Consider the following 23,977-nt stretch of genomic DNA (forward strand, 5'->3'; position numbering starts at 1 on the left):
GTACCAGTCCCCCCGCACCCCGACCGCGCGGGCGCCCGGACACCCGCCCCGCCCCGCGCACGACGACACCAGAGAGGCAGACCCCGTGCAGCAGAACCCGCGGCAGGACCAGCAGGACCTCATCGCGCAGGCGGAGGCGTGGCTGGCCGAGGACCCGGACGAGGAGACCCGCGAGGAACTGGCGCGGCTCCTCGCCGACCGGGACCTGGACGAGCTGGCCGCCCGTTTCGCCGGCACGCTGCAGTTCGGTACGGCCGGGCTGCGCGGCGAGCTGGGCGCGGGGCCCATGCGGATGAACCGCTCGGTCGTCATCCGCGCGGCGGCGGGCCTGGCCGCGTACCTCCGGGCGAAGGGCCAGGCGGACGGCCTCGTCGTGATCGGCTACGACGCCCGCTACAAGTCGGCGGACTTCGCCCATGACACGGCCGCCGTGATGGTGGCGGCGGGCCTGCGGGCGGCGCTGCTGCCGCGTCCGCTGCCGACGCCGGTCCTCGCGTACGCCATAAGGCACCTGGGCGCCGTCGCGGGCGTCGAGGTGACCGCGAGCCACAACCCGCCCCGCGACAACGGCTACAAGGTGTACCTGGGCGACGGGTCGCAGATCGTGCCGCCCGCGGACGCGGAGATCGCCGCCGAGATCGCCGCCGTGCGGTCGCTGGCGGACGTGGAGCGCGCGGAGAGCGGCTGGGAGACCCTCGGCGACGAGGTGCTGGACGCGTACCTGGCCCGTACGGACAAGGTGCTGACGCCGGGGACGCCGCGTACCGCGCGGGTCGTGTACACGGCGATGCACGGCGTCGGCAAGGACGTGGTGCTGGCGGCGTTCGCCCGGGCGGGCTTCGAGGCGCCGGTGCTGGTCGAGGAGCAGGCGGAGCCGGACCCGGCGTTCCCGACGGTGGCGTTCCCGAACCCGGAGGAGCCGGGGGCGATGGACCTGGCGTTCGCGAAGGCGCGGGAGGCGCGGCCGGACATCGTGATCGCGAACGACCCGGACGCGGACCGCTGCGCGGTGGCCGTGCCGGACGCGTCGGCCGAGGCCGGGTGGCGGATGCTGCGCGGCGACGAGGTGGGCGCGCTGCTGGCGGAGCACCTGGTGCGCAAGGGCGCGAAGGGCGTGTTCGCGGAGTCGATCGTGTCGTCGTCGCTGCTGGGCCGGATCGCCGCGGCGGCCGGTGTGGGCCACGCGGAGACCCTGACGGGCTTCAAGTGGATCGCCCGCGTCGAGGGCCTGCGGTACGGCTACGAGGAGGCGCTCGGCTACTGCGTCGACCCCGAGGGCGTACGCGACAAGGACGGCATCACGGCGGCACTGCTGGTGGCGGAGCTCGTGTCGGAGCTGAAGGAGCGGGGCCGTACGCTGTCGGACCTGCTGGACGACCTGGCTGTCGAGCACGGCCTGCACGCCACGGACCAGCTGTCGGTCCGCGTCCAGGACCTGGGCGTGATCGCCGACGCGATGCGCCGGCTGCGGGAGGCGCCGCCGTCGGAGCTGGCGGGCCTGCGGGTGGCGCGGGCGGAGGACCTGGCGCGGGGCGCGGGCGACCTGCCGCCGACGGACGGGCTGCGGTACTACCTGGAGGGTGAGTACGAGGCGCGGATCATCGTCCGGCCGAGCGGTACCGAGCCGAAGCTGAAGTGCTACCTGGAGGTCATCGTCCCGGTCGCGGACGCCGCGTCGCTGCCGGACGCGCGGGCGCGGGCGACGCGGATCCTCCAGGACCTGAAGCGGGACCTGGGGGCGGCGGCGGGCATCTGACCCGTACGGGCACGAAAAGGGGTGCCGGGATCTGTCCCGGCACCCCTTCCGCGTCTCACCGCAGGGCGAGCAGCACGCTCAGGGCCACCAGACCCACCGCGGCGGGCGCGATGACCTCGTACGCCCAGCGCAGTTCGGGCTCGCCCTTGGCGGCGGGCCGGATGGCGTTCTGCTTGGCGAGGGTCCGCAGCTCCTCGACGGTGGCCTCGGCGCCGACGAGCTGCTTGCCTCCGCTGCGGACGTTGAGCTTGCGCTGCCGCATGGAGACGGGCACGGCCCACAGCTGGTACTTGGCACCGCCCTGCGTGGTGACCTCGGTGGAGTACGTGGCCTTCAGCTCGGCGACGGTCGCCCAGGGCAGGACGACGGTACGGAACGGGTTGCGGATCAGCATCCGGTCGTCGTTGGCGTAGACGGCGGGCCGGAAGGTGAACGCGACGACGAGCGGCACGCCCAGCAGCAGCGCGGCGAGCGCGGTCCACGGCGTGAGCCCGTCGCCGCGGAACACGGCGTCGCCGCCCATCCACAGCCCGATGCCGAGCAGGAGCGCACCGCCCACCATGGCCATCGGCGACCGGTAGACACGGTCGGCGGAGGCGGACGCGGAAGGGTTCCCGGACTTTCCGGGCTGCTCAGGGCTCGTCATGGGCCCGATTGTGCCTCACGCGCCCCACGACCCCGGAGCACCGGGTCCGCTTCCCGGTTCCCGCCGCACAGGCGCACCCGCGTCCCGGACAGCCGTTCTCCTCGACGCGCCCGGGACGGCCCCTATCCCGCGCCTTCGGCGGAATTGGTCAGAGCTGACCGATATGCGTCTGGGAGACGGCGGCGACCTGTCAGAGGATGCGTGAGTACGGCATGCAAGCCCTGAACGTCTCCGAAACGAAAGGGTCAGGCGTGAAGACAGTACGTACCCTCGGAGCTGTGGCGATGTCTCTGGCCATGGCCGGTGGTGTCTCCGTCGCGGCGCAGGCCACTGCCCACGCGTCGCCCGGGACGGCCACGGTGAAGGCAGCGGCGGACAGCTGCGCATACCCGTATGTCTGCCTCTTCAAGAACGGCGTGAAGATCGGCCAGTTCAAGGACGTCACCAGCACCTGGCAGAACCTGCCGTCCAGGCCGTCCGGCCCGAACCTGGTCATCCAGAACACCCGCAGGGACGACGTCGCCCACATCCGCTGGTCGACCGGCACGACGACCTGCATCGCCCCGCAGCGCAGCTTCACCGTGTCCGGCGGCACGTTGACGGGCATCCGCATCTCCAGCTCCGCCACCTGCTGACAACCGCCACGGGCACTGAACGGCCCGCGTCAGGGCGGTCGCCCATGCCGGCCCCGTACCGCGACATGGCCGGTCAGCGCCTGTGAGGCGCAGGTGAAGAAGCGGCACCCGGATCGGCGCCTACGCCGATGGGGCGCCGCTCACGTGAGAGCGCGGGTGCGGTGGGCGAAGGCGCGTACGCCGGGCAGGGCCCGGTCGTGGCGCAGCAGCCCGGCGGCCATGGCCCTGACGGCGCCGCGCCGGACTTCCTGCGGCGCGGCCCGTTCGGCGGCCAGAAGGGCCCGGTAGCAGCGCTCGGGCCTGCCCCACTGGTCGAAGGCGCGCGCCACGTCGATCCAGTACCGTGCCCGTCGCTCGGCGGTCGGCAGCGCGGCGGGGTCGACGAGCCGGGCGTACTCGACGGCCCGCCCGGCGTCGCCGAGCGGGTGACTGAGGGAAATCCGGTGCAGGAGCACTTGGCCGGGGCCGAAGACGCTGCCCCGGAGCCGCGCGTCATGGCCGAGCTGCCCGGCGGTCGCCTCGGCCTCGGCGATGAGGGCGTGCGCCGTGTGCCGGTCGCCCTGCTTGGCGGCGGTGTACGCGGCGGTGGCGTACAGGTTGCCCTGCACGGAGAGCCGTTCGGTCATGTCACAGGTATGGTCGGCGGCCAGCTGCCGCGCGGCGGCGATGGCGACGTCGGTCGCACGCGCTTGGTGCCCTTGACGGCGCCAGGCGGAGGACACCATGCGGTGGGCTTCGGCCACGGTGAGGGCGTCGGCTCCGCCAAGCGCCGCGGTGAGGGCCCGGTCGGCGGTGACAGCGGCCAGGCGGTCGTCACCGAGCTTGATGCACAAGCGGGTGGCGGTGCTGTAGAGCGCGGCGAGCGCGTTCGCCGCCTGTTCGGGACGCCCACCGTCGCCGAGACCCTGCGCGAGGGCGATCCTGCGGGGCAGGGCCCTGGCCAGGGCCTCGTACCGGCAGGCGCCGAATTCCCGCTGGGACGCGTCCACGACTGCGGCGACCGCCGAGGGGCTGGGCGCCAGGGCGGCAAGTCCCCGCTGTACGGGAGCCGGGAGAACCGCCCCGGTGGCTGCACCTGCCAAGCCGAGGAGAAGCTCCCTGCGCCACACGCGACCGTCCCCCTTCACCGGACAAGCGGTACCGGCCGACCGGTCACCCGCCAGAGGCGGCGTACCCCAGAAACCCGCCCCAGGCACGCGGCGCAACGACCAGACGAACGCCGTCACAGTCCTTGGAGTCCCGGACGTGGACGGCGCCGGAGGCCACGGCGACCTCGACGCAGTCCGTTTCGGGGCCGTTGCTGCTGTAGCTGCTCTTGATCCACTCAACCGGCAGCCTGTTGTCAGTGGTCCCGCGCATTCCGCCCTCCCAGTACGTACCTGACGAAGGAGCCGCCCCGCAGGCACGGGACATGATGAACCGGTCAGCGCTCGGAGGCGTACGCCACGAAGCTGGACCAACTGCGCCGGGCGACCGCCAAGCGCGGGCCGTCAACGTTCTTGGAGTCCCGAACGTGGACTATGCAAGGCGTCGGGGCGACTTCAACACAGTCGTTGCCGTCACCGCTGCTGCTGTAGCTGCTCTTGACCCACACCAGATCAGAGGTGTCCCGGAGGGTTGAGGTGCCGATCATGTCTCTCCCAGCATCTTCTCGATCAGGGCCCGCGACGCTCGGGGCGTGAGGGCGTGCGCCCGGATCATGCCATAGCGCAGTTCGAGGACTCTGACATCCTTTGGGTCGGTTGCGGGCCGACCTCCGAATGCCCCCTCGGAACGCCCTACCGCAGTGCCGTTCGGGAATTTCAACACCTCGATCAGCCCACCCGTGCCGTGGTGCTCCTCCTGCTCGGTCGGCATCACCTGAATCGTCACGTTCCGCAACTGACCAAGCTCCAAGAGCCGTTCGAGCTGCCTACGCCAGACCATTCTGCCCCCGACCGGGCGCCGAAGAGTCACCTCTTCCTGGACAAAACTGAGGGCGGGCGCGGGAGAGCGTTCAAAGATGGCACGCCTGGCCATGCGGCCAGCCACGATGCGCTCCATCTGCTCTTCCGTGTACGCGGGAAGCCACACGTCGAACAACGCCCGCATGTGCTCTTCCGTCTGCAGCAGACCATGAATGTTGTGGTTGCTGTACAGGCCCACCTCCACCGCATTGGCTTCCATCTTCGCCAAGTCCCGAACCTTCTTCGGGTATCTGATCTCCTCCACGTCCTTCTTCATCGCCGCGATCAGGCCACCCGCCTTCAGGACGCCGTCGGCCCTGTCCAGGTACTCCGGGCGGGGAATCCGCTTGCCGCCCTCGACCTTGTAGACGAGGTCCTCGCCGTACCCGATCAGCCGCCCGAACTCGGCCGCCCTCAGTCCGGCCGCCTCGCGGCGCAGCCGCAGTTGGCGTCCCACCGTCGCGACGACGGCCGCGCCCGACTCGTCGTCCGGGTCCACCTCCCACCCCGGTTCGTCCGCGTCCCCCTTGGGCTCCTGCGCCCCGTTCGCCTCCGTCGTCAACCGCTTCACCTCCGACGTACCGCCACAACCGTTCTCGCCCTGCCCATGCGTCCCTGCGGACAGGCCGGACAGGCGCCGACAAGCGCCCGACAGTGACTGTACGCACGCACCGAATCACTGGCCGCCACGAAGTCCGCACCCCCAGGATCTGTGACATGAACCACAAGGACCCTCATCTCGTGGCGCGCTCGGGCGACTTGAGCATGAAGCTGCATCCCTCCCGCGCGGGCGCGCGGCTCGGGCGGGAGCTCGCCGCCCTGTGGCTGCGCGACCACGGCGTCGTACGGGAACTCGCCGACGACGCCCTCCAGCTCGTCGCCGAACTCGCCGCGAACGCCGCGCTGCACGGGCGCGTCCCCGGGCGGAGCTTCCTGCTGACCCTGCGCCTGGCCGACGGGGGCCGCGTCCTGCGGGTCGAGGCGGCCGACACGCGTGCCGAGGCGGTGCCCACGTCCGCGCCGCAGGCTCCCCCGGACGACAGCGAGAGCGGGCGCGGCCTGCTGATCGTCGCGGCGCTGGCCGACCGGTGGGGCGTGACGGAGGGCCCGGTACCGCGCAAGACGGTGTGGGCCGAGCTGGACCTCGTACCGGAGGCCGCCGAACCGCCGCAGGGCTCACCGGCCGCACCCGCCCGGGAGCCCGGTCCCGTCGGGTGAGCGCCCGGCCCGGCCGCCGTCCGGCGGAAGGGGGCCGTGCAGGGTCGCCCCCGCAGGGGTTGGCGGCGTCGGTCGGGTTCCCGTGCGTACGAACCCAAGGCCGCCGACCCCGAGGAGGTGAGCCCGGAGGGGCCCCCGACCCACCCACCGGACAGGAGGCGTGGCATCAACCCGTCGCGATCGACGACCAGGAACTGCCTAGGCGCCGGAACCCGGCAACCCGCCTCCGCGTCGCTGTTCGCGTACGAGTCGATGCCGACCGAGACAAAGCAGCGCCTGCCCGTCATGCGGCGATCGGCCTGGAAACCAACACGCCGAACCAAGCTCAACTCGGCCTCAAATGTCACGGGAAACCGCTGTTCGGCCAGCACCGCCCGTGCAACCATCCAACCGCAGAGGCAGCTACCGAACCCTTGAAGAATCCCCCTGACGCGTGGCGGCATTTTCACACCAAATCAGGGTCTTTCTTGGCCAAACGATTGACGACCACTGATCACGTCCGGCGGATTCACACAGGAAGGGGGAGGAGTGCACACGCCACCTGAGAACGCAGCGGCCCGTTTCACCGGAACCCGCGTCTGCTCCGCTCTCACCAGAGTGGCCGTCTTCGCCACTTCGCTGCTGCTGGTCGGCTGCACAGCTCAGCCCAGCGCCGGAGCGCGCGCACAAGGTACGGCGCTCTTCACCGAGTCCACGATGTCCAGCGGTACGGCCGGCACCGAAAAGGCCGCGGTCGGGCAGGAGTGGTGGTTCGCCCTCCCCGTACCGCACAACACGTCGGACGAAACAATAAGGATCACTGGCGCGCACCTTGTTTCGGTGCCGCGAGGTCTCGACGTATCCGGATACGGAGCGTTCGAGATCGACAAGACCGGTGGGGTCTATCTCCTCTCCAACGCCGCCGACTCCAGCAACCCGCGTTTCACGCAGCTGGAAAACCACATCGGCCGGCCGGTCGAGGTGCGGCCCCGCCAGGCAAGCGGAATCTACTATCTCGCACGCCTCCGCATCACCGGTCCCGTCGAGGGCAACGTCCGAGGCTGCAGGTACGAGTACGAGCAGGGATCGCGCCTGTACACCCAGACGCTCGACTGCGAGGCGGAGATCCGCACAGCGGCGCGACAGCGGCGCCGCTGACCGTGCGGTGCCGGTGCCGCACCTGGTCGGTGCGGCACCTCACGGGCTCGCCCGCTGCTCCCGCCGCGGGGTGGGCGGCACGGACGATTCGCGGGGCGCTAGTTGGCGACGCGGTAGGCGCTGACCCAGGCGCCGATGCTGCCGTAGCCGGTGCGGTCGATGACGATCGCGCCGCCCGTGCAGTTGTAGTTGTCCCACAGCTCCACCCGCGTGGCGCTCTCCGTGCGGGCGGAACGGATGCGGTCGTTCCAGTTGTCGCCGACGTACTTGCACTCCCCGGTGTTGCCGGAGAACCACCTGTCCAGGCCGGAGAAGCCCGTCGAGGAGTACGCGTGGAAGCTGCCCGCCAGCGCGCCGGCGGGGCTGGCGGAGGACGAGGGGGTGAGGGGTCCGGCGGCGGACGGATGGGCGGTGACGATGACGCCGGCCAGGGCCGCGGCCGTGACCATGATCTTGCGCATGACGGACACTTTGCCTCCCGTGAGTCGACCATGTCCTGCCGGGTGAAGGCACGGCGAAGCAGAACCGGGCACGTGTCGACGCCGCGAGCCGTTCCGCGCGTTCACTCGACGGCATCAACGTAGCCCGCGGCGGCGGCCCGGTGGCCGCCTCCACGACGGAATGGCGTGAACACGCAACGGGCCCCGGACCACCCGGCACTTCCGCGTCGGCGGGGGCGCACCGGAGCCGTACGCCGGGCGCCCTCAGCCGCTGGTCAGGACCACCAGCTTCTGCGTCGCCCGCGTCATCGCCACGTACCGGTCCACCGCGCCCTCCACGCCGTCGCCGAACCGGTCCGGGTCCACCAGCACCACCAGGTCGAACTCCAGGCCCTTCGACAGCTCCGGCGTCAGCGACCGGACGCGGGGCCGCTCGCGGAAGTCAGGGGCGCCGATCACGCAGGCGACCCCGTCCGTACCGGAGGCCAGCCAGCCGTCCACCACCGCGTCCAGGTCCGCGACCGCCCCGTACTGGACCGGGACGCCGCTGCGGCGGATCGACGTCGGCACGTTGGCGTCGGGGAGTACGGCCCGGATGACCGGCTCGGCCTCCGCCATGACCTCCTCGGGCGTGCGGTAGTTGACGCTCAGCGACGCCACCTCCGCCCGGTCGAGGCCGACCCGCGCCAACCGCTCCTCCCACGACTCCGTGAAGCCGTGCCTGGCCTGCGCCCGGTCACCGACGATGGTGAAGCTCCGCGACGGGCAGCGCAGCAGCAGCATCTGCCACTCCGCGTCGGTCAGTTCCTGCGCCTCGTCCACGACGACGTGCGCGAACGGCCCGGCCAGCGGCTCGGACGGCGCGGCGGGCAGCGCGGACTCGTCGATCAGGGTGTCCCGCAGGTCCTGCCCGTGCAGCATCGTCACCGCGCCCTCGCCGTCGTCGTCGGCGGCGATCACGTTGTCGATGACCCCGGCCATCCGCTCCCGCTCGGCGGCGACCGACGTCTTGTGACGGCGCTTGCGCAGCGCCTCCTCCGGGTCGCCGAGCCGCTGCCGTGCCGCGTCCAGCAGCGGCAGGTCGGACAGCGTCCACGCCCGCGCGTCCGCCCGCTGGAGCTTCCGTACGTCGTCGCGGCTCAGCCACGGCGCGCACATCCGCAGGTACGCCGGTACGGTCCACAGGTCCCCGACCAGGTCGGCGGCCTCGATCAGCGGCCACGCGGCACCGAGCGCGCCCGTCAGCTCCCGGTCGGCGCGCAGCGCCCGGCGGAACAGCTGGTCCGGTACGCCCTCCTCGTGCTTGTCCCGCAGGATCGCGACCAGCTCCTCCCAGATCAGGTCGCGGGCCTCGTTGTGCGGCACGCCCGGCTCGGCCGCGTCGAACGCCTCCGCCCAGTCGTCGGCGCTCAGCCACACGGCGCCCCACGGCGTGGTGACCGTCATGCCCTCGGTGGGCGGCGACTCGTAGAACCGGACCGCCTTCTCGATGGCCTTCACCATGTCGGCGGACGACTTCAGCCGCGCGACCTCCGGGTCCTTCTCGGCCCCCGCCCCGGCGCCCTCGGCGACCAGGTCGCGCAGGGTGCACGTACGGACGCCCTCCTCGCCGAGGCTGGGCAGTACGTCCTCCACGTACGCGAGGTACGGCTCGTGCGGGCCGACGAACAGCACGCCGCCGCGCCGGTGGCCGAGGCGCGGGTCGGAGTACAGCAGGTACGCGGAGCGGTGCAGCGCGACGACCGTCTTGCCCGTGCCGGGGCCGCCGTCCACGACGAGGGCGCCGCGCGAACCGGCCCGGATGATGGCGTCCTGGTCGGCCTGGATGGTGGCGAGCACGTCCCGCATGCGCGCCGAGCGGTTGGTGCCCAGGCTCGCGATGAACGCGGACTGGTCGTCCAGCGCGGCGTTGCCCTCCAGGCCGTCGGGGGTGAACACCTCGTCCCAGTAGTCGCTGATCCGGCCGCGGGTCCAGCGGTACCGGCGGCGGCTGGCGAGGCCCATGGGGCTGGCGTGGGTCGCCGCGAAGAACGGCTCGGCGGCGGGCGAGCGCCAGTCCACCAGCAGGCGGCGGCCCGAGCTGTCGGTGAGGCCGAGCCGCCCGACGTACACCGGCTCGCCGTCGTCGGCACCGACCATGTGCCCGAGGCACAGGTCGATCCCGAAGCGGCGCAGCGCGCGCAGGCGGGCGGTCAGCCGGTGGATCTCGATGTCCCGCTCCATCGCCTCCCGGCCGACACCGCCGGGCGCGCGGCGCTCGGCGTCGAGACGGTCGGACAGTTCCGCGATCGTCTGCTCCAGGCAGTGGGCGATGGCCGCGAAGTGCTCCTCGTCGCGGGCGATCAGCGCCGGGTCGGCCTTGGCGGCGAGCCGCTCGGGCAGATCGAACGCGCGGGCGGCCATCCCGGCGGGGCGAGTCTCACCATGGACGAAGGCGCTCATATTTCGTGAATCTCGCAATTCTGAAGGTTCCGGCATAGGCCTGCGATTGTCCGCCACGACGGGGGCCTTGCCGCAAGCCCCCCACTGCGCTATACGTTGAGAGTGGCGAGGAGCGGGTCTCCCGCCTTTTTGGCTGCCCAGGCGGCGAAGCCGCCGCCCCGGAACGCCCACCCCCGACTACCCCGCCGGGGCTCCCCGTCCGGCGCAACGGCGCCCACGCACGTTCTTCCCGCCTGGCCGCGAGGTGCCGCCCGGCGGACCCCCCACTCCGGCACCAGGAATCCGACCACACGGCATCGCCCGGCGTGAGGGCCCGTGCAGGGTCACCCCGGCAGCCCCAAGGTCTCGGCTTCGATCAACCAGGGCCCCCATCGCCCTTGCGGAACGCCTGCCCACAACGGCGAGGGCGCGCCGCACGCACCACGCGGCGGGCCCGGAGACGACCGCACCACCCACGAGGCCCCGCCATGGCCGTACACCGGCGCAAGGGCCGTGCAGGGTCGCCCCCGCAGGGGTTGCCGGCGAACCCGGGCTCCCCAGCCTGGAGCGAAGGCCGCCGACCCCGAGGAGGTGAGCCCGGAGGGGCCCCGCCCCACACCGGACATCAGGCGCACCCCTACGGCCCGCCGCCCGCCACGGCGCCGGGCCCCGGCGCCCCGGAAGGCCCGGCACGGCGCCCCCGCCCGTCGCCGTACGAGCGAGGGGCGCCCCGGAAGGCCCCGCACCACGCCCACCACCAGCACCCGCGCCCCCTGCACCCGCCCAGCACCAGCACCAGCACCAGCACCAGCACCAGCACCATCCCCACACCCCCTGTGACCCGCCTCACCCGGCCCCCGCTCACCTGCCGCTTCCGCTCCTCGGATGACCCGAGTCCACCCCCGGGGCTGTACAGGCCGCTACGCGCGTAGATATGCTCCCCTGGTGACCATGCCCACCAATGCACTTGCTGACGTGACCGCGTCCGACAGCACTCTGCGCCGCTTCCTTCACGGGCTGCCCGGCGTGGATGCCGTCGGCCTCGAGGCGCGTGCCGCCGCGCTCGGTACGCGCTCGATCAAGACCACGGCCAAGGCGTACGCCATCGACCTGGCCATCTCGATGATCGACCTGACGACGCTCGAAGGCGCGGACACCCCGGGCAAGGTCCGGGCGCTCGCCGCCAAGGCCGTACGTCCCGACCCGACCGACCGGACCACCCCGCACACGGCGGCGGTCTGCGTGTACCCCGACATGGTGGCGACCGCGAAGGCCGCCCTGGCCGCCGCGGGCGCGACGGACGTGAAGGTGGCGTCCGTCGCCACCGCGTTCCCCGCCGGCCGCGCCGCGCTCGACGTGAAGCTCGCGGACACCCGTGACGCCGTCGCCGCGGGGGCGGACGAGATCGACATGGTGATCGACCGGGGCGCGTTCCTCGCGGGCGACTACATGAAGGTGTACGACGAGATCCGCGCCGTGAAGGAGGCCGGCGGCCCCGCGCGGCTGAAGGTCATCTTCGAGACCGGCGAGCTGTCGACCTACGACAACATCCGCCGCGCCTCCTGGCTCGGCATGCTCGCGGGCGCGGACTTCATCAAGACCTCGACCGGCAAGGTCGCGGTGAACGCCACCCCCGCCAACACGCTCCTGATGCTGGAGGCGGTGCGCGACTTCCGCGCCCAGACGGGTGTCCAGGTGGGCGTGAAGCCCGCGGGCGGCATCCGCACGTCCAAGGACGCGATCAAGTTCCTGGTCCTGGTCAACGAGACCGTGGGCGAGGACTGGCTGGACAGCCACTGGTTCCGCTTCGGCGCGTCGAGCCTGCTGAACGACCTGCTGATGCAGCGTCAGAAGCTGGCCACCGGACGGTACTCCGGCCCCGACTACGTGACGGTGGACTGATCACCATGGCATCTGCATCCGCATCCGCATTCGAGTACGCACCCGCTCCCGAGTCCCGCTCGGTCGTGGACATCGCCCCGTCGTACGGGCTGTTCATCGACGGCGAGTTCACCGAGGCCGCCGACGGCAAGGTCTTCAAGACGGTCGCCCCGGCCACCGAGGAGGTCCTCTCCGAGGTCGCCCAGGCCGGCGCCGAGGACGTGGACCGGGCCGTGAGGGCCGCCCGCAAGGCGTTCGCGAAGTGGTCGGCGCTGCCCGGCTCCGAGCGCGCCAAGTACCTGTTCCGCATCGCGCGGATCATCCAGGAGCGCTCCCGCGAGCTGGCCGTCCTGGAGACCCTGGACAACGGCAAGCCGATCAAGGAGACCCGCGACCACGACCTGCCGCTGGTCGCCGGGCACTTCTTCTACTACGCGGGCTGGGCCGACAAGCTGAGCCACGCGGGCTTCGGCCCGGACCCGAAGCCGCTGGGCGTGGCCGGGCAGGTCATCCCGTGGAACTTCCCGCTCCTGATGCTGGCGTGGAAGATCGCCCCGGCGCTGGCCGCGGGCAACACGGTCGTGCTGAAGCCCGCCGAGACGACCCCGCTGTCGGCGCTGTTCTTCGCGGACGTGTGCCGCCAGGCGGGCCTCCCCAGGGGCGTCGTCAACATCCTCCCCGGCTACGGGGACGCGGGCGCCGCGCTGGTCGAGCACCCGGACGTCGACAAGGTGGCGTTCACCGGCTCCACCGCCGTCGGCAAGGCCATCGCCCGCCAGGTCGCGGGCACCCGCAAGAAGCTCACGCTGGAGCTGGGCGGCAAGGGCGCCAACATCGTCTTCGACGACGCCCCGATCGACCAGGCCGTCGAGGGCATCGTCACGGGCATCTTCTTCAACCAGGGCCAGGTGTGCTGCGCGGGCTCCCGCCTGCTGGTGCAGGAGTCCGTGCAGGACGAGTTCCTGGACGCCCTGAAGCGCCGCCTGTCCACGCTGCGCCTCGGCGACCCGCTGGACAAGAACACGGACATCGGCGCGATCAACTCGGCCGAGCAGCTGGCCCGTATCAAGGCGCTCGCGGACACCGGCGAGGCGGAGGGCGCCGAGCGCTGGTCGCCCGCCTGCGAGCTGCCGTCCCACGGCTACTGGTTCGCGCCGACGCTGTTCACCGGCGTCACCCAGGCCCACACGGTCGCCCGCGACGAGATCTTCGGCCCGGTCCTGTCGGTGCTGACGTTCCGTACGCCCGCGGAGGCCGTCGCCAAGGCGAACAACAGCCAGTACGGCCTGTCGGCGGGCATCTGGTCGGAGAAGGGCTCCCGCATCCTCGCGGTCGCCGACAAGCTCCGCGCGGGTGTCGTCTGGGCGAACACATTCAACAAGCTGGACCCGACGTCGCCGTTCGGCGGCTACAAGGAGTCGGGCTTCGGCCGCGAGGGCGGCCGGCACGGCCTGGAGGCGTACCTCGCCCCGTCGAGCCCGGAGGGTGAGCGCTGATGAGCAGCACCGATGAGCACAACCGTCGACGCGTCTTCAAGACCTACAAGCTGTACGTCGGGGGGAAGTTCCCCCGCAGCGAGAGCGGCCGGGTGTACGAGGTGACAGACAGCAACGGCACGTGGCTGGCGAACGCGCCGCTCTCCTCCCGCAAGGACGCGCGGGACGCGGTCGTCGCCGCCCGCAAGGCGTTCCCCGGCTGGTCGGGCTCCACGGCGTATCTGCGCGGCCAGATCCTGTACCGGGTCGCGGAGATGCTGGAGGGCCGCCGGGGCCAGTTCGTCCGCGAGGTGGCGGACGCGGAGGGCCTGTCGAAGTCGAAGGCCGCCGAGGTCGTCGAGGCCGCCGTGGACCGCTGGGTCTGGTACGCGGGCTGGACGGACAAGATCGCCCAGGTCGTCGGCGGCGCCAACCCGGTGTCGGGGCCGTACTTCAACCTGTCCTCGCCGGAGCCGACCGGTGTCGTCGCCGTGGTCGCCCCGCAGGAGTCGTCGCTGCTCGGCCTGGTCTCGGTGCTCGCCCCGGTGATCGCCACGGGCAACACGGCGGTCGTCGTGGCCAGCGAGAAGGCCCCGCTGCCCGCGCTGACCCTGGCCGAGGTGCTGGCCACGTCGGACGTGCCGGGCGGGGTCGTGAACATCCTGTCGGGCCGTACGGCGGAGATCGCCACGCCGCTCGCCGCGCACCAGGACGTCAACGCCGTCGACCTGACGGGCGCGGGCGCCGAGCTGGCCCGTGACCTGGAGGTCGCGGCGGCCGACAACCTGAAGCGCGTGCTGCGTCCCCAGGCTGTGGACGGCGGCGCCGACTGGACCGCCGACCCGGGTACGGGGCGCCTGACGGCGTTCCTTGAGACCAAGACGGTCTGGCACCCGACGGGCTCCCTGGGCGTGTCCGGCTCGGCGTACTGACCGGCCCGCCGCCCCCGCACACGACGGCCCCGCCTCCCCTTCCCTCGGGGGAGGCGGGGCCGTCCCGCGTACGTGCCCGCCAGCCGTCCCGCGTACATGCCCGTCAGGGTCGCCCGTCGCGCGCCCGCCATGCTTCGCCCGCGAGTTCAGCCGGGGATGACCCCGCCCAGCAGGGGCCCGGCGACGGGCAGTTCGGGGGCGCTGGCCAGCGAGCCGGTCACGGACGTGGTGTCCACGGGCCGGAAGTCCGCGACCTGGGTGCCGACGCCGTTGTCCAGCGGGTCCACGCCCGTCCCCGCCAGCGGGTTGATCTTCAAGTGCTTCGCCGGGGCCGCGACGTGCGGGACCACGTCCGTCACGGCCTGCACGGCCGCCGAGGGGTCGACGTCCCGCAGGTCGGCCGCCTGGGCCTGGCCCCCGGTCGCGCCGAGCGCGGCGCCCAGGGCCGACACGGTCAGTCCGGCCTTCAGCAAGCGGTTCATGGGAGTTCCTGCCTGGAGGGGGTGATCGGTCGGACACACACCGTAGGGGAGGTGTGATGCTCGATACCAACGGGTCCCCGGCGGGGTCCCCCTACCGGGTCAATGGTTCACACTGGTGTCCCGTGAGTTCCCAACCGATCCCGACCCGCGTCGTGCTGCTCGCGGGCCCATCAGGCTCCGGCAAGTCGTCCCTCGCCGCCCGCGCCGGTCTCCCCGTGCTCCGGCTCGACGACTTCTACAAGGAGGCCGGCGACCCGTCCCTGCCGCTCGTGCCGGGCAGCACGGACATCGACTGGGACTCCCCCGGCTCGTGGGACGCGGACGCGGCGGTCGCCGCCATCGTGGAGCTGTGCGCGACGGGCCGTACGACGGTCCCCGTGTACGACATCTCCACCAGCTCCCGCGTCGGCCGCGAACCCCTGGACATCGCCCGTACGCCGCTGTTCATCGCGGAGGGCATCTTCGCCGCCGACATCGTGCGCCGCTGCGAGGAGCTGGGCGTGCTGGCCGACGCGCTGTGCCTGCGGGGCCGGCCGTCCACGACGTTCCGCCGCAGGCTGCTGCGGGACCTGCGCGAGGGCCGCAAGTCGGTGCCGTTCCTGTTGCGGCGGGGCTGGCGGCTGATGCGCGCCGAGCGGTCCATCGTGGCCCGGCAGGCGGCGCTGGGCGCGCACCCGTGCGCCAAGGACGAGGCGCTGGGGCGTCTCGCGGCCGCGGCGGCGGGCCGCCACCGGGCGCCGAGGGCCACGGAACCGGCGTAGGGGTCACACCCCCACGCAGACGGGGCCGGACGAAGGACCGGCCCCGGACAGAGGTGTGCGCCGGACAAGCCCCCCAGCTTGTCCGGCGCGGTGTTTCCCCCGTGGTGCCCCCGTGTCCCCCGTGGGCACCCCCCCCTTGTTTCCCCGTTGCCCCCCGCGCCCCGGTGGAGTCCGGGACTCCCGAGGATCCCCCCGTGATCCCCGAGACCCCCGGGCCCCGCTCTCCCCCCCGTGAGGGCCCCACGTCCCCCGTGGGCCCCCGTTCCCCCGCCCCTTAGGCCACGAGCTGGCCGAAGGACTCCTCCTGGTCACGGCCGAAGCTGAGGACCTCGTCCTCGCGCAGCCGGCGGAGCGACCGCCAGATGCTCGACTTCACCGTGCCGACACTGATGTCCAGTATGTCCGCGATCTCCGGGTCGGTGCGGCCCTCGTAGTAGCGCAGGACCAGCATGGTGCGCTGGAGTTCGGGCAGCCGGGCGAGCGCCTGCCAGAGCACCGTGCGCAGTTCCGTGCCGCGCATCGCGTCGGAGTCGCCCACCGTCTCCGGCAGCTCCTCCGTCGGGTACTCGTTCAGCTTGCGCCGACGCCAGGCGCTGATGTGCAGGTTCGTCATCGTGCGGCGCAGGTAGCCGCCGACGGCCGCCTTGTCGCTGATCCGGTCCCAGGCGCGGTACGTCGAGAACAGCGCGCTCTGGAGCAGGTCCTCGGCCTCGTGCCGGTCGCCGGTCAGGTGGTAGGCGGTGGCGTACAGGGAGGCGCGGCGCTCCTGGACGTAGGCGGTGAACGCGGCTTCCGCGCTCCCCTTCCTCGCCGGGGCCGTCCGCTCCCCCGCGACCTCCCCGTACTGCCTTCCCCCGTCGGACAGGGCGACCATGTAGGGCGCCTTGTGCTGACGCCCGGCACCGCGAACGCACCCCCGCCCGGTCACGGTGCCGGACTTCTCCGCGCTCCGCGCGACATCGTGGAGACGCGTGACAACTGCGTTCGAGGTGGTGCTGTGCTGCACTGCGTTCATCACGCCCCCCTGTCGTCGTGGAGTCGGCTCATCCGTGTGGAAAAAAGACTGCCGAGGTGAGTTCATGACGGTGTCCGCCGACTGTCACAGGCGTGTCACAGGGGCCCGTGACATACCGGTCCGGTACCGGACGGCCCGTGGGAGCGCTCCATGGGTCGAACTCGTCTCCTCCCATGGGACAGAATGACGCCGTGCCTTTCCTGTTGCTGATCGAGGACGACGACGCCATCCGCACGGCCCTCGAACTCTCGCTGTCCCGCCAGGGCCACCGTGTGGCCACCGCGGCGACGGGTGAGGACGGCCTGAAGCTGCTGCGCGAGCAGCGTCCTGACCTGATCGTCCTGGACGTGATGCTGCCCGGCATCGACGGTTTCGAGGTGTGCCGGCGCATCCGGCGCACCGACCAGCTGCCGATCATCCTGCTGACGGCCCGCAGCGACGACATCGACGTGGTCGTCGGTCTGGAGTCGGGGGCGGACGACTATGTCGTCAAGCCGGTGCAGGGACGGGTGCTGGACGCCCGCATCCGGGCCGTGCTGCGGCGCGGTGAGCGGGAGACGACGGATTCGGCGACGTTCGGCGCGCTGGTCATCGACCGGTCCGCGATGACGGTGACGAAGAACGGCGAGGAGCTGCAGCTGACGCCGACCGAGCTGCGGCTGCTGCTGGAGCTGAGCCGTCGGCCGGGTCAGGCGCTGTCGCGGCAGCAGCTGCTGCGGCTGGTGTGGGAGCACGACTATCTGGGCGACTCGCGTCTGGTGGACGCGTGTGTGCAGCGGTTGCGGGCGAAGGTGGAGGACGTTCCGTCGTCGCCCACCCTGATCCGTACGGTGCGCGGCGTCGGTTACCGGCTCGATTCCCCCGCGTGAGCATGCGGGAGGAACAGGGCGGCACGTCGAGCGGTGCCGCGGAGGACGGGCGGAGAGCACTGAGCGCGGGGAAGCGGTGGACGAGCCTGCGGGTGCGGCTGATCGTCGTGTTCGGCCTGGTCGCGCTGACCGCGGCCGTGTCGGCGTCGGGGATCGCGTACTGGCTGAACCGTGAGGCGGTGCTGACGCGTACGCAGGACGCGGCGCTCGGCGACTTCAAGCAGGAGATGCAGAACCGTGCGGCGGCGCTGCCGCTGCGGCCCACGGAGGAGGAGCTGCGGCGGACCGCCGAGCTGATGGCGCAGGGCGGCGGCGGCTACAGCGTGGTGCTGCTGGGCGAGCGGGACGCGGGCAAGCCGATCGTCGGCACGTCGGACCCGGACCGGTTCACGCTGCGCGACGTCCCGGCGCCGCTGCGGACGGCGGTGGACGAGGAGCAGGAGCTCACGGCGGGCAACCAGCACTCGTACCACGTGTTCTGGCTGCGGACGAACCTGCGCGGCACGCCGTATCTGGTGGGCGGGACGCGGATCATCGGCGGCGGGCCGACGGGGTACATGCTGAAGTCGCTGGAGCCCGAGCGGCAGGACCTGAACTCGCTGGCCTGGTCGCTCGGTGTGGCGACGCTGCTGGCGCTGCTCGGGTCGGCGCTGCTGGCCCAGGTGGCCGCGACGACGGTGCTGAAGCCGGTGCACCGGCTGGGCGAGGCGGCGCGGCGGCTGGGCGAGGGCAAGCTCGACACGCGGCTGCGCGTCTCGGGCACGGACGAACTGGCCGAGCTGGCGCGGACGTTCAACAGCGCGGCGGAGAGCCTCCAGAAGAAGGTCGCCGACATGAGCGCCCGGGAGGAGTCCAGCCGCCGGTTCGTGGCGGACATGTCGCACGAGCTGCGGACCCCGATGACGGCGCTGACGGCGGTGACGGAGGTCCTGGAGGAGGAGCAGGACAGTCTGGACCCGATGGTGGCGCCCGCGGTGTCGCTGGTGATCAGCGAGACACGGCGGCTGAACACGCTGGTGGAGAACCTGATGGAGGTCACGCGGTTCGACGCCGGTACGGCGAAGCTGGTCCTGGACGACGTGGACGTGGCCGACCAGGTGACGGCGTGCATCGACGCGCGGGCGTGGCTGGACGCGGTGGAGCTGGACGCCGAGCGGGGCATCGTGGCGCGGCTGGACCCGCGCAGGCTGGACGTCATACTCGCCAACCTGATCGGCAACGCGCTGAAGCACGGCGGTTCGCCGGTGCGGGTGTCGGTGCGGATGTCGGGCGACGACCTGATCGTGCGGGTGCGGGACCACGGGCCGGGCATCCCGGAGGACGTACTGCCGCATGTCTTCGACCGGTTCTACAAGGCGAGCGCGTCCCGGCCCCGGTCGGAGGGCAGTGGGCTCGGGCTGTCGATCGCGATGGAGAACGCGCTGATCCACGGCGGTGACATCACCGCGGCCAACTCGCCGGACGGGGACGGCGCGGTGTTCACGCTGCGGCTGCCCCGTGACGGTTCGGCTGTCGCGGCCCGTGACGGGGAGGCCGGGGAGGGCGGCTCCGCGCGGGGTGGCGGGGACGGCCGTGGCGGCCGAAGGGACGACGCTCCAGGGGATGAGGGACAGGACAGTGGCGAGCGGGAAGCGCGTGCCTGACTCGGGTGTACGGACGGACCCGCGCCCCGCGGCCCCGGGCGCCCGGGCGGCGCGCGGGTGGCGGGTGCCGGTCGTGGCGGCCGTGCTGGCGGCGGTGACGGCCGGGTGCGGGATACGGACGACGTCGGTGCCGGTGGACGCGGGCGGCGCGCCGTCGCGGGTGCCCTGCAGCCTGTCGGAGGCGCCCGACGCGGGGGTGCCCGACGCGGGGGTGCCCGCGCGGGTGTACCTGGTGTGCGCGTCGGGTCTGGAGCCGGTGAGCCGCACGGTACGGCCGGAGGACGGCGCGTCGGGTGACGCGGCGCGGGTGGTCATGGCGGGGGCGCTGCTGGAGGCGATGCGGGAGCGCCCGTCGGAGCGGGAGCGGCAGGCGGGTTTCACGACGTACCTGGACGAGCCGCTGAAGTTCACGACGTACCTGGACGAGCCGCTGAAGGTGACGGCGGGCCGTGCGGGCGACCCGGAGGGCGCGCTGCGGCTGAGCCGCCAGCCCGAGGACCTGCCGCCCGCGGCGCTGGCGCAGATCGTGTGCACGTACGCCGAGTCGGACGCCACGTCGGTGCGGGGCACGGTGGTCCTGGGCGGCCCGGGCAGGTACCCGGTGCGGCGGTACGTGTGCGACGAGTCGGTGAAGGCCCGCCCGGAGTCGCCGCTGCCGACGCGGGCGCCCTGAGGGGCCTGTCCACGCGGAAGCCGGGCCGGTCCGGCCGGGCGCCCGGTGGGGTACGCCTGGCGTGCGACGCGGCGCTGGGCCTGGGTGGGCCCGTCACCGCGATGCCGGGTGCCAGTACCAGCAGGGGGCGCACCAGCCTGTGACCACAGTGCGGGGCCGCGAGTGGAGCCGAAGGGGCGCGCGGGTGTCGAGAGGACGGCCGCGCAATCGGCGCCCGGGGAACGAGGGCCGAGCACGGACGACCTCTCGACACCCGCATAAGGCGCCCCGGAGGCGCAAGGAGCCAAAAGAGGAGGAGCGGAACCGATCCTGCCGGGGGGCGCGTCTTGGGTGGCGTGCAGCGTCAAGGTCCGGGCGGCATGGCCGCCATCCGCTACCGCGTGGCGGGACTCGCTCTTCTCTTCCTCCATCTGGTGCTGGTGGGGTGGCTGACGCTGCGGCCGCTGGATGTGATGTGGGTGACGGCGGCGAATCTGGAGCCGCTGGCGGGGATCAAGGCCGATCTGGCGCTGGGCCCGGCGGAGGCGGCGCGGCGGATCGGTGAGGGTCTGCTGCTGCTGGCGCCGCTGGGCGTGTTGCTGCCGCTGGCGGACGCGCGTCTGGATGTGGCGCGGTGGGCTTCTCTCGTACGGACGGTGTCGGCGGGGGCGCTGGTGTCGCTGGGGATCGAGTTGCTGCAGACGGCGGTACCGGGCCGGGTCGTGGATGTGGACGCGGTGCTGTTGAACACGACGGGTGTGGCGCTGGCGCACCTGGCGGTCGTTCCGGCGTGGCGGGCGCGGCTGCGGCGCAGGCTGGCCGCCGCGTCGGGCGGCGGAGCGCAGGGGCCGCGCGCGGGTGCGGGGGCGGGCCGGTGGTCCGGCGCGGGGCCGGTCGCGGGGTCCGCCCTGGGGGGGAAGCGGCGGCGGGGTGGTGCCCTGCGGCGGGAGGAGGTGTCTCAGGGTGCTACCCCGAGGATTCCCAGGGTCGGGATCGCCCCGTAGTCCGATGCTTTGTCCGGGGTAGGCGGGTGAGGATGGATACACCGGAAGCCGGTCGGCGGCTTCCGCTCAGCCCCTGACGAAGGAGCCCACCATGGCCGCACTTGCCCGCCCCCGTGACGGACGCATGATCGGCGGAGTGTGCGCGGCGCTGGCCCGGCGCTTCGGCACCTCGGTGACGACGATGCGGGTCATATTCGTCGCGTCGTGTCTGCTGCCGGGTCCGCAGGTCCTGCTGTATCTGGCGCTGTGGATGCTGCTGCCGTCCGAGAAGTCCGCGAACGCGGCCTGGTAGCCGCCGCCGCGGCCCCTGTCGGAGCCTCTGGCCGTGACGCGGTACGGCGGTGGGCGCGCCCCTCCTGGGTGCGCGCCCACCGCCGCGGTGTGTGCCGGGTCCGGTCCGCGTCCGGGTCAGCCCCGTCGGGTCGGCCGGGTCCGGGTGCCGAGTCCGGGTCAGCCGAGACCGGCGGCGGGGAGGCTGCCGCCGACGGGAAGGCCGCCGAGAAGGCCCACGACGGGGTCGACCGGGGTGTCCACGGGGATGGCGGGCGCGGCCTGCGTGACGGCGCCGAGGGCGCCTTCCGCGATGGAGGCGGTCTCGCCCGCGCCGCCGGGGAGGGCGGAGACGGCCTGCGCGACCGGCAGCGCCTGGGTGGCGGTCTCCAGGACGGGGCCGGTGGGGACGGCGGTGAGCGCGGAGGCGCTGCCGGCGGCGGAGACGGCGAAAGCGGCACCCAGCGCGGCGACGCCGAGGGTCTTGGCAGCGGACTGCTTCATCGAAATTCGTCCTTGGGGAGAATCGGGGGCATGAGCGGCTCTGCAACTTAGCGATCGCGTCAGGCGGCCCGCAAACACCGGAAACGGCCGGGTCATGGAATTCCCGGCCGTTCCGGCCCCCTGCCCGTGGCGCCGCGCTCAGGCGTTCCCGGGGGAAGAAGCCCTGGTGGCGGCGGTCTGTGTGAACAGCCATTCGGACTTGAGCTCGGCGTATCCGGGCTTGATCACATCGTTGATCATCGCGAGTCGTTCATCGAAAGGGATGAACGCTGATTTCATCGCATTGACCGTGAACCACTGCATGTCGTCGAGCGTGTAGCCGAATGTCTCGCTCAGCAGCTCGAATTCCCGGCTCATGCTGGTGCCGGACATCAGCCGGTTGTCGGTGTTGACGGTGGCTCGGAAGTGGAGCCGCCGGAGCAGGCCGATGGGGTGCTCGGCGTAGGAGGCGGCGGCGCCGGTCTGGAGGTTGGAGGTGGGGCACATCTCCAGGGGGATGCGCTTGTCGCGTACGTACGCGGCGAGGCGGCCGAGTGTGACGGTGCCGTCGTCGGCGACCTGGATGTCGTCGATGATGCGGACGCCGTGGCCGAGGCGGTCGGCGCCGCACCACTGGATGGCCTGCCAGATGGACGGCAGGCCGAACGCCTCACCGGCGTGGATGGTGAAGTGGTTGTTCTCCCGCTTCAGGAATTCGAAGGCGTCGAGGTGCCGGGTGGGCGGGTAGCCGGCCTCGGCGCCCGCGATGTCGAAGCCGACGACGCCCGCGTCGCGGTGGGCGTTGGCCAGCTCGGCGATCTCCAGGGACCTGGCGGCGTGCCGCATCGCGGTGAGGAGGGCGCCGACGCGGATGCGGTGGCCGCGCTCGCGGGCGCGGCGTTCCCCCTCGCGGAAACCGTCGTTGACGGCGGTGACGACCTCGTCGAGGGTGAGGCCGCCCTCCAGGTGCTGTTCGGGGGCGTAGCGGACCTCCGCGTACACGACGCCGTCCTCGGCGAGGTCCTCCGCGCACTCGGCCGCGACGCGGAAGAGGGCGTCGCGGGTCTGCATGACGGCGCAGGTGTGGGCGAACGTCTCCAGGTACCGCTCCAGGGAGCCGGAGTCGGCGGCCTCGCGGAACCACCGGCCGAGCCGGTCGGGGTCGCTCTCGGGCAGGGCGTCGTAGCCGCTCTGGCGGGCCAGGTCGACGACCGTGCCGGGGCGCAGTCCCCCGTCGAGGTGGTCGTGCAGGAGGACCTTCGGGGCGCGGCGGATCTGGTCCGCGGTGGGGAGGGAAGGGCTCGGGCTCGTCATTTTCGCACCTTAGCTCCTACGCGCGTAGAGGGCGCGCAGGCGACGTGAGTTGGGCGGGTGCGCCCCGCGCTGGCGTCGCACCGCCACGCGGGGTCGCGCCCGCGCCGGTGCCGCGCGCACGCGGCGTCCGCCGTCGCTCGATGGGGACACGTCACTCGATACGGAACAGTGACCGCGTGTACGGGTGGCGTACACCTCCTCTTCTGAGACTGTTCTGCCATGGCACACCACGCACTCGTAGGGCCTGGCGGGGCACGGCAGCCGCGCCTGGGGCGGGCCGTAGGGGGGTCGGACACGGCGGCTGTCGGGGGCGTCGTGCTCCTCCTGCCCGACGGCTCGCCGGAATCGGCGCGCCGCGCTTCGCCGTTGCACCGCGCCGCCCTGCTGCCGCTGGCCCGGCGCCTGGTCCGGGCGGGCCGGGACGACGGGGTCGCCGCGCACGTGGTGCGGTACCGGGGGCGCGGCTGGAACGGCACGGACGCGCGGCTCGCGGCGGACGCGCAGTGGGCGGTCGCCGAGGTGGTGCGCCGTCACGGCGACGTGCCGGTGTGCCTGGTGGGCCACGGCATGGGCGGCCGGGCGGCGCTGCGGGCGGCGGGGCACGCGGCGGTCGTCTCCGTACTGGCGCTGGCGCCGTGGCTGCCGGAGGACGACGTGGCGGCGGAGCCGGAGCCGGTACGCCAGCTGGTGGGCCGTCAGGTGATGATCGTGCACGGGACGACCGACGCGGTGGCCCACCCGGACCTCTCCTACCGGCTGGCCGTGCGCGCCAAGAAGGCGAACCGGACGACGTGCCGCTTCGAGGTCCACTCGGACGGGCACGCACTGCGCCAGCACCACGAGGAAGTACTGTCGCTGGCCCTCGACTTCGTGCTCGGCTCGCTCTTCGGCCGCCCGTACACCCGCCCGGTCACCGACGCGTTCGCGGCGCCGCCGCCGCTGGGGCTGCGGATGCCGCTGGCGGCCGGGTTCGGGCGTTCGCTGCGGCCCTGACCCG

The 23,977-nt window shown here is 72.7% G+C and carries 25 protein-coding genes; 14 read left to right on the plus strand and 11 right to left on the minus strand.

What is annotated here, in order from left to right:
* The first annotated feature begins 85 nt into the window (after positions 1-85).
* Positions 86-1,756: a phospho-sugar mutase gene (locus J116_RS09445; protein ID WP_023586847.1), complete on the plus strand. Its 1,671-nt coding sequence runs from the start codon at positions 86-88 to the stop codon at positions 1,754-1,756.
* A 55-nt stretch (positions 1,757-1,811) separates the two neighbouring features.
* Here J116_RS09445 and J116_RS09450 read toward each other — a convergent pair whose 3' ends face one another.
* Positions 1,812-2,402: a PH domain-containing protein gene (locus tag J116_RS09450; RefSeq protein WP_023586848.1), complete on the minus strand. Its 591-nt coding sequence runs from the start codon at positions 2,400-2,402 to the stop codon at positions 1,812-1,814.
* Between the two features lie 284 nt (positions 2,403-2,686).
* Between J116_RS09450 and J116_RS09455 the strand changes: the two genes are divergently transcribed.
* The gene (locus tag J116_RS09455; RefSeq protein ID WP_037946595.1) at positions 2,687-3,037 is read left to right on the plus strand and encodes a hypothetical protein; all 351 of its coding nucleotides are present in this window, start codon (positions 2,687-2,689) and stop codon (positions 3,035-3,037) included.
* A 140-nt stretch (positions 3,038-3,177) separates the two neighbouring features.
* Here the strand turns inward: J116_RS09455 and J116_RS09460 are convergent, their stop codons facing one another.
* From J116_RS09460 to J116_RS09475, 4 genes are all read right to left on the minus strand, one after another.
* Entirely contained in the window at positions 3,178-4,119 is a 942-nt protein-coding gene (locus J116_RS09460; protein WP_139140471.1) for an XRE family transcriptional regulator, read from the minus strand.
* 70 nt (positions 4,120-4,189) lie between these two features.
* Positions 4,190-4,450, minus strand: coding sequence for a DUF397 domain-containing protein (locus J116_RS09465; RefSeq protein WP_317135519.1), 261 nt, complete (start codon positions 4,448-4,450; stop codon positions 4,190-4,192).
* Positions 4,451-4,460: 10 nt separating this feature from the next.
* Entirely contained in the window at positions 4,461-4,670 is a 210-nt protein-coding gene (locus J116_RS09470; protein ID WP_023586852.1) for a DUF397 domain-containing protein, read from the minus strand.
* Positions 4,667-5,545, minus strand: coding sequence for a helix-turn-helix domain-containing protein (locus J116_RS09475; protein WP_028963873.1), 879 nt, complete (start codon positions 5,543-5,545; stop codon positions 4,667-4,669). Before J116_RS09475 ends, J116_RS09470 begins: the two co-directional genes overlap by 4 nt.
* Before the next feature lie 155 nt (positions 5,546-5,700).
* On the opposite strand from J116_RS09475, the gene J116_RS09480 reads away from it, so the two are divergent.
* Both J116_RS09480 and J116_RS09485 read left to right on the plus strand, forming a co-directional pair.
* Positions 5,701-6,201 (plus strand): ATP-binding protein, encoded by a 501-nt coding sequence (locus J116_RS09480; protein WP_023586854.1) that lies wholly within the window; start codon positions 5,701-5,703, stop codon positions 6,199-6,201.
* 597 nt (positions 6,202-6,798) lie between these two features.
* Entirely contained in the window at positions 6,799-7,338 is a 540-nt protein-coding gene (locus J116_RS09485; protein WP_023586855.1) for a hypothetical protein, read from the plus strand.
* Between the two features lie 98 nt (positions 7,339-7,436).
* Here the strand turns inward: J116_RS09485 and J116_RS09490 are convergent, their stop codons facing one another.
* Together J116_RS09490 and helR are read right to left on the minus strand one after the other, a co-directional pair.
* On the minus strand, positions 7,437-7,799 hold the full coding sequence (locus tag J116_RS09490) for a peptidase inhibitor family I36 protein (RefSeq protein WP_139140472.1): 363 nt from the start codon (positions 7,797-7,799) through the stop codon (positions 7,437-7,439).
* 243 nt (positions 7,800-8,042) lie between these two features.
* A complete protein-coding gene (gene helR, locus J116_RS09495; RefSeq protein WP_235617332.1) occupies positions 8,043-10,220 on the minus strand; it encodes an RNA polymerase recycling motor ATPase HelR in 2,178 nt (725 codons plus the stop codon).
* Between the two features lie 930 nt (positions 10,221-11,150).
* Between helR and deoC the strand changes: the two genes are divergently transcribed.
* From deoC to J116_RS09515, 3 genes are read left to right on the plus strand one after another with little or no spacing between them, the layout of a single operon-like run.
* Positions 11,151-12,101, plus strand: coding sequence for a deoxyribose-phosphate aldolase (gene deoC / locus J116_RS09505; protein WP_037946602.1), 951 nt, complete (start codon positions 11,151-11,153; stop codon positions 12,099-12,101).
* A gap of 5 nt (positions 12,102-12,106) precedes the next feature.
* Entirely contained in the window at positions 12,107-13,576 is a 1,470-nt protein-coding gene (locus J116_RS09510; RefSeq protein WP_023586860.1) for an aldehyde dehydrogenase family protein, read from the plus strand.
* Positions 13,576-14,487: an aldehyde dehydrogenase family protein gene (locus J116_RS09515; RefSeq protein WP_023586861.1), complete on the plus strand. Its 912-nt coding sequence runs from the start codon at positions 13,576-13,578 to the stop codon at positions 14,485-14,487. The genes J116_RS09510 and J116_RS09515 overlap by 1 nt, the downstream gene beginning before the upstream one ends.
* A 146-nt stretch (positions 14,488-14,633) precedes the next feature.
* On the opposite strand, the gene J116_RS09520 is transcribed toward J116_RS09515, so the two are convergent.
* A complete protein-coding gene (locus J116_RS09520; RefSeq protein ID WP_023586862.1) occupies positions 14,634-14,969 on the minus strand; it encodes a hypothetical protein in 336 nt (111 codons plus the stop codon).
* Between the two features lie 56 nt (positions 14,970-15,025).
* Between J116_RS09520 and J116_RS09525 the strand changes: the two genes are divergently transcribed.
* On the plus strand, positions 15,026-15,730 hold the full coding sequence (locus tag J116_RS09525) for a nucleoside/nucleotide kinase family protein (protein ID WP_079147699.1): 705 nt from the start codon (positions 15,026-15,028) through the stop codon (positions 15,728-15,730).
* Positions 15,731-16,004: 274 nt separating this feature from the next.
* On the opposite strand, the gene J116_RS09530 is transcribed toward J116_RS09525, so the two are convergent.
* On the minus strand, positions 16,005-16,745 hold the full coding sequence (locus tag J116_RS09530) for a SigE family RNA polymerase sigma factor (RefSeq protein WP_023586864.1): 741 nt from the start codon (positions 16,743-16,745) through the stop codon (positions 16,005-16,007).
* A gap of 191 nt (positions 16,746-16,936) precedes the next feature.
* Between J116_RS09530 and afsQ1 the strand changes: the two genes are divergently transcribed.
* From afsQ1 to J116_RS09555, 5 genes are all read left to right on the plus strand, one after another.
* Positions 16,937-17,614 carry a two-component system response regulator AfsQ1 gene (gene afsQ1 / locus J116_RS09535; RefSeq protein WP_201258802.1) on the plus strand — a complete coding sequence of 226 codons (678 nt, stop codon included), beginning with the start codon at positions 16,937-16,939 and terminating at the stop codon, positions 17,612-17,614.
* A gap of 2 nt (positions 17,615-17,616) precedes the next feature.
* On the plus strand, positions 17,617-19,257 hold the full coding sequence (locus tag J116_RS09540; protein ID WP_051203456.1) for a sensor histidine kinase: 1,641 nt from the start codon (positions 17,617-17,619) through the stop codon (positions 19,255-19,257).
* 73 nt (positions 19,258-19,330) lie between these two features.
* On the plus strand, positions 19,331-19,930 hold the full coding sequence (locus J116_RS09545; RefSeq protein ID WP_235617333.1) for a hypothetical protein: 600 nt from the start codon (positions 19,331-19,333) through the stop codon (positions 19,928-19,930).
* A gap of 359 nt (positions 19,931-20,289) precedes the next feature.
* Positions 20,290-20,913, plus strand: coding sequence for a VanZ family protein (locus tag J116_RS09550; protein ID WP_023586868.1), 624 nt, complete (start codon positions 20,290-20,292; stop codon positions 20,911-20,913).
* Between the two features lie 91 nt (positions 20,914-21,004).
* Positions 21,005-21,205 (plus strand): PspC domain-containing protein, encoded by a 201-nt coding sequence (locus J116_RS09555; RefSeq protein ID WP_028963876.1) that lies wholly within the window; start codon positions 21,005-21,007, stop codon positions 21,203-21,205.
* Positions 21,206-21,363: 158 nt separating this feature from the next.
* Here J116_RS09555 and J116_RS09560 read toward each other — a convergent pair whose 3' ends face one another.
* Together J116_RS09560 and J116_RS09565 are read right to left on the minus strand one after the other, a co-directional pair.
* Positions 21,364-21,687 (minus strand): hypothetical protein, encoded by a 324-nt coding sequence (locus J116_RS09560; protein WP_028963877.1) that lies wholly within the window; start codon positions 21,685-21,687, stop codon positions 21,364-21,366.
* 138 nt (positions 21,688-21,825) lie between these two features.
* A complete protein-coding gene (locus tag J116_RS09565; protein WP_023586869.1) occupies positions 21,826-22,980 on the minus strand; it encodes an adenosine deaminase in 1,155 nt (384 codons plus the stop codon).
* Between the two features lie 219 nt (positions 22,981-23,199).
* Here J116_RS09565 and J116_RS09570 point away from each other — a divergent pair, with 219 nt between their 5' ends.
* Entirely contained in the window at positions 23,200-23,973 is a 774-nt protein-coding gene (locus J116_RS09570) for an alpha/beta fold hydrolase (RefSeq protein ID WP_023586870.1), read from the plus strand.
* The last annotated feature ends 4 nt before the right edge of the window (positions 23,974-23,977 follow it).

Origin of the sequence: Streptomyces thermolilacinus SPC6, assembly GCF_000478605.2 — a bacterium.
Lineage (GTDB): Bacteria > Actinomycetota > Actinomycetes > Streptomycetales > Streptomycetaceae > Streptomyces > Streptomyces thermolilacinus.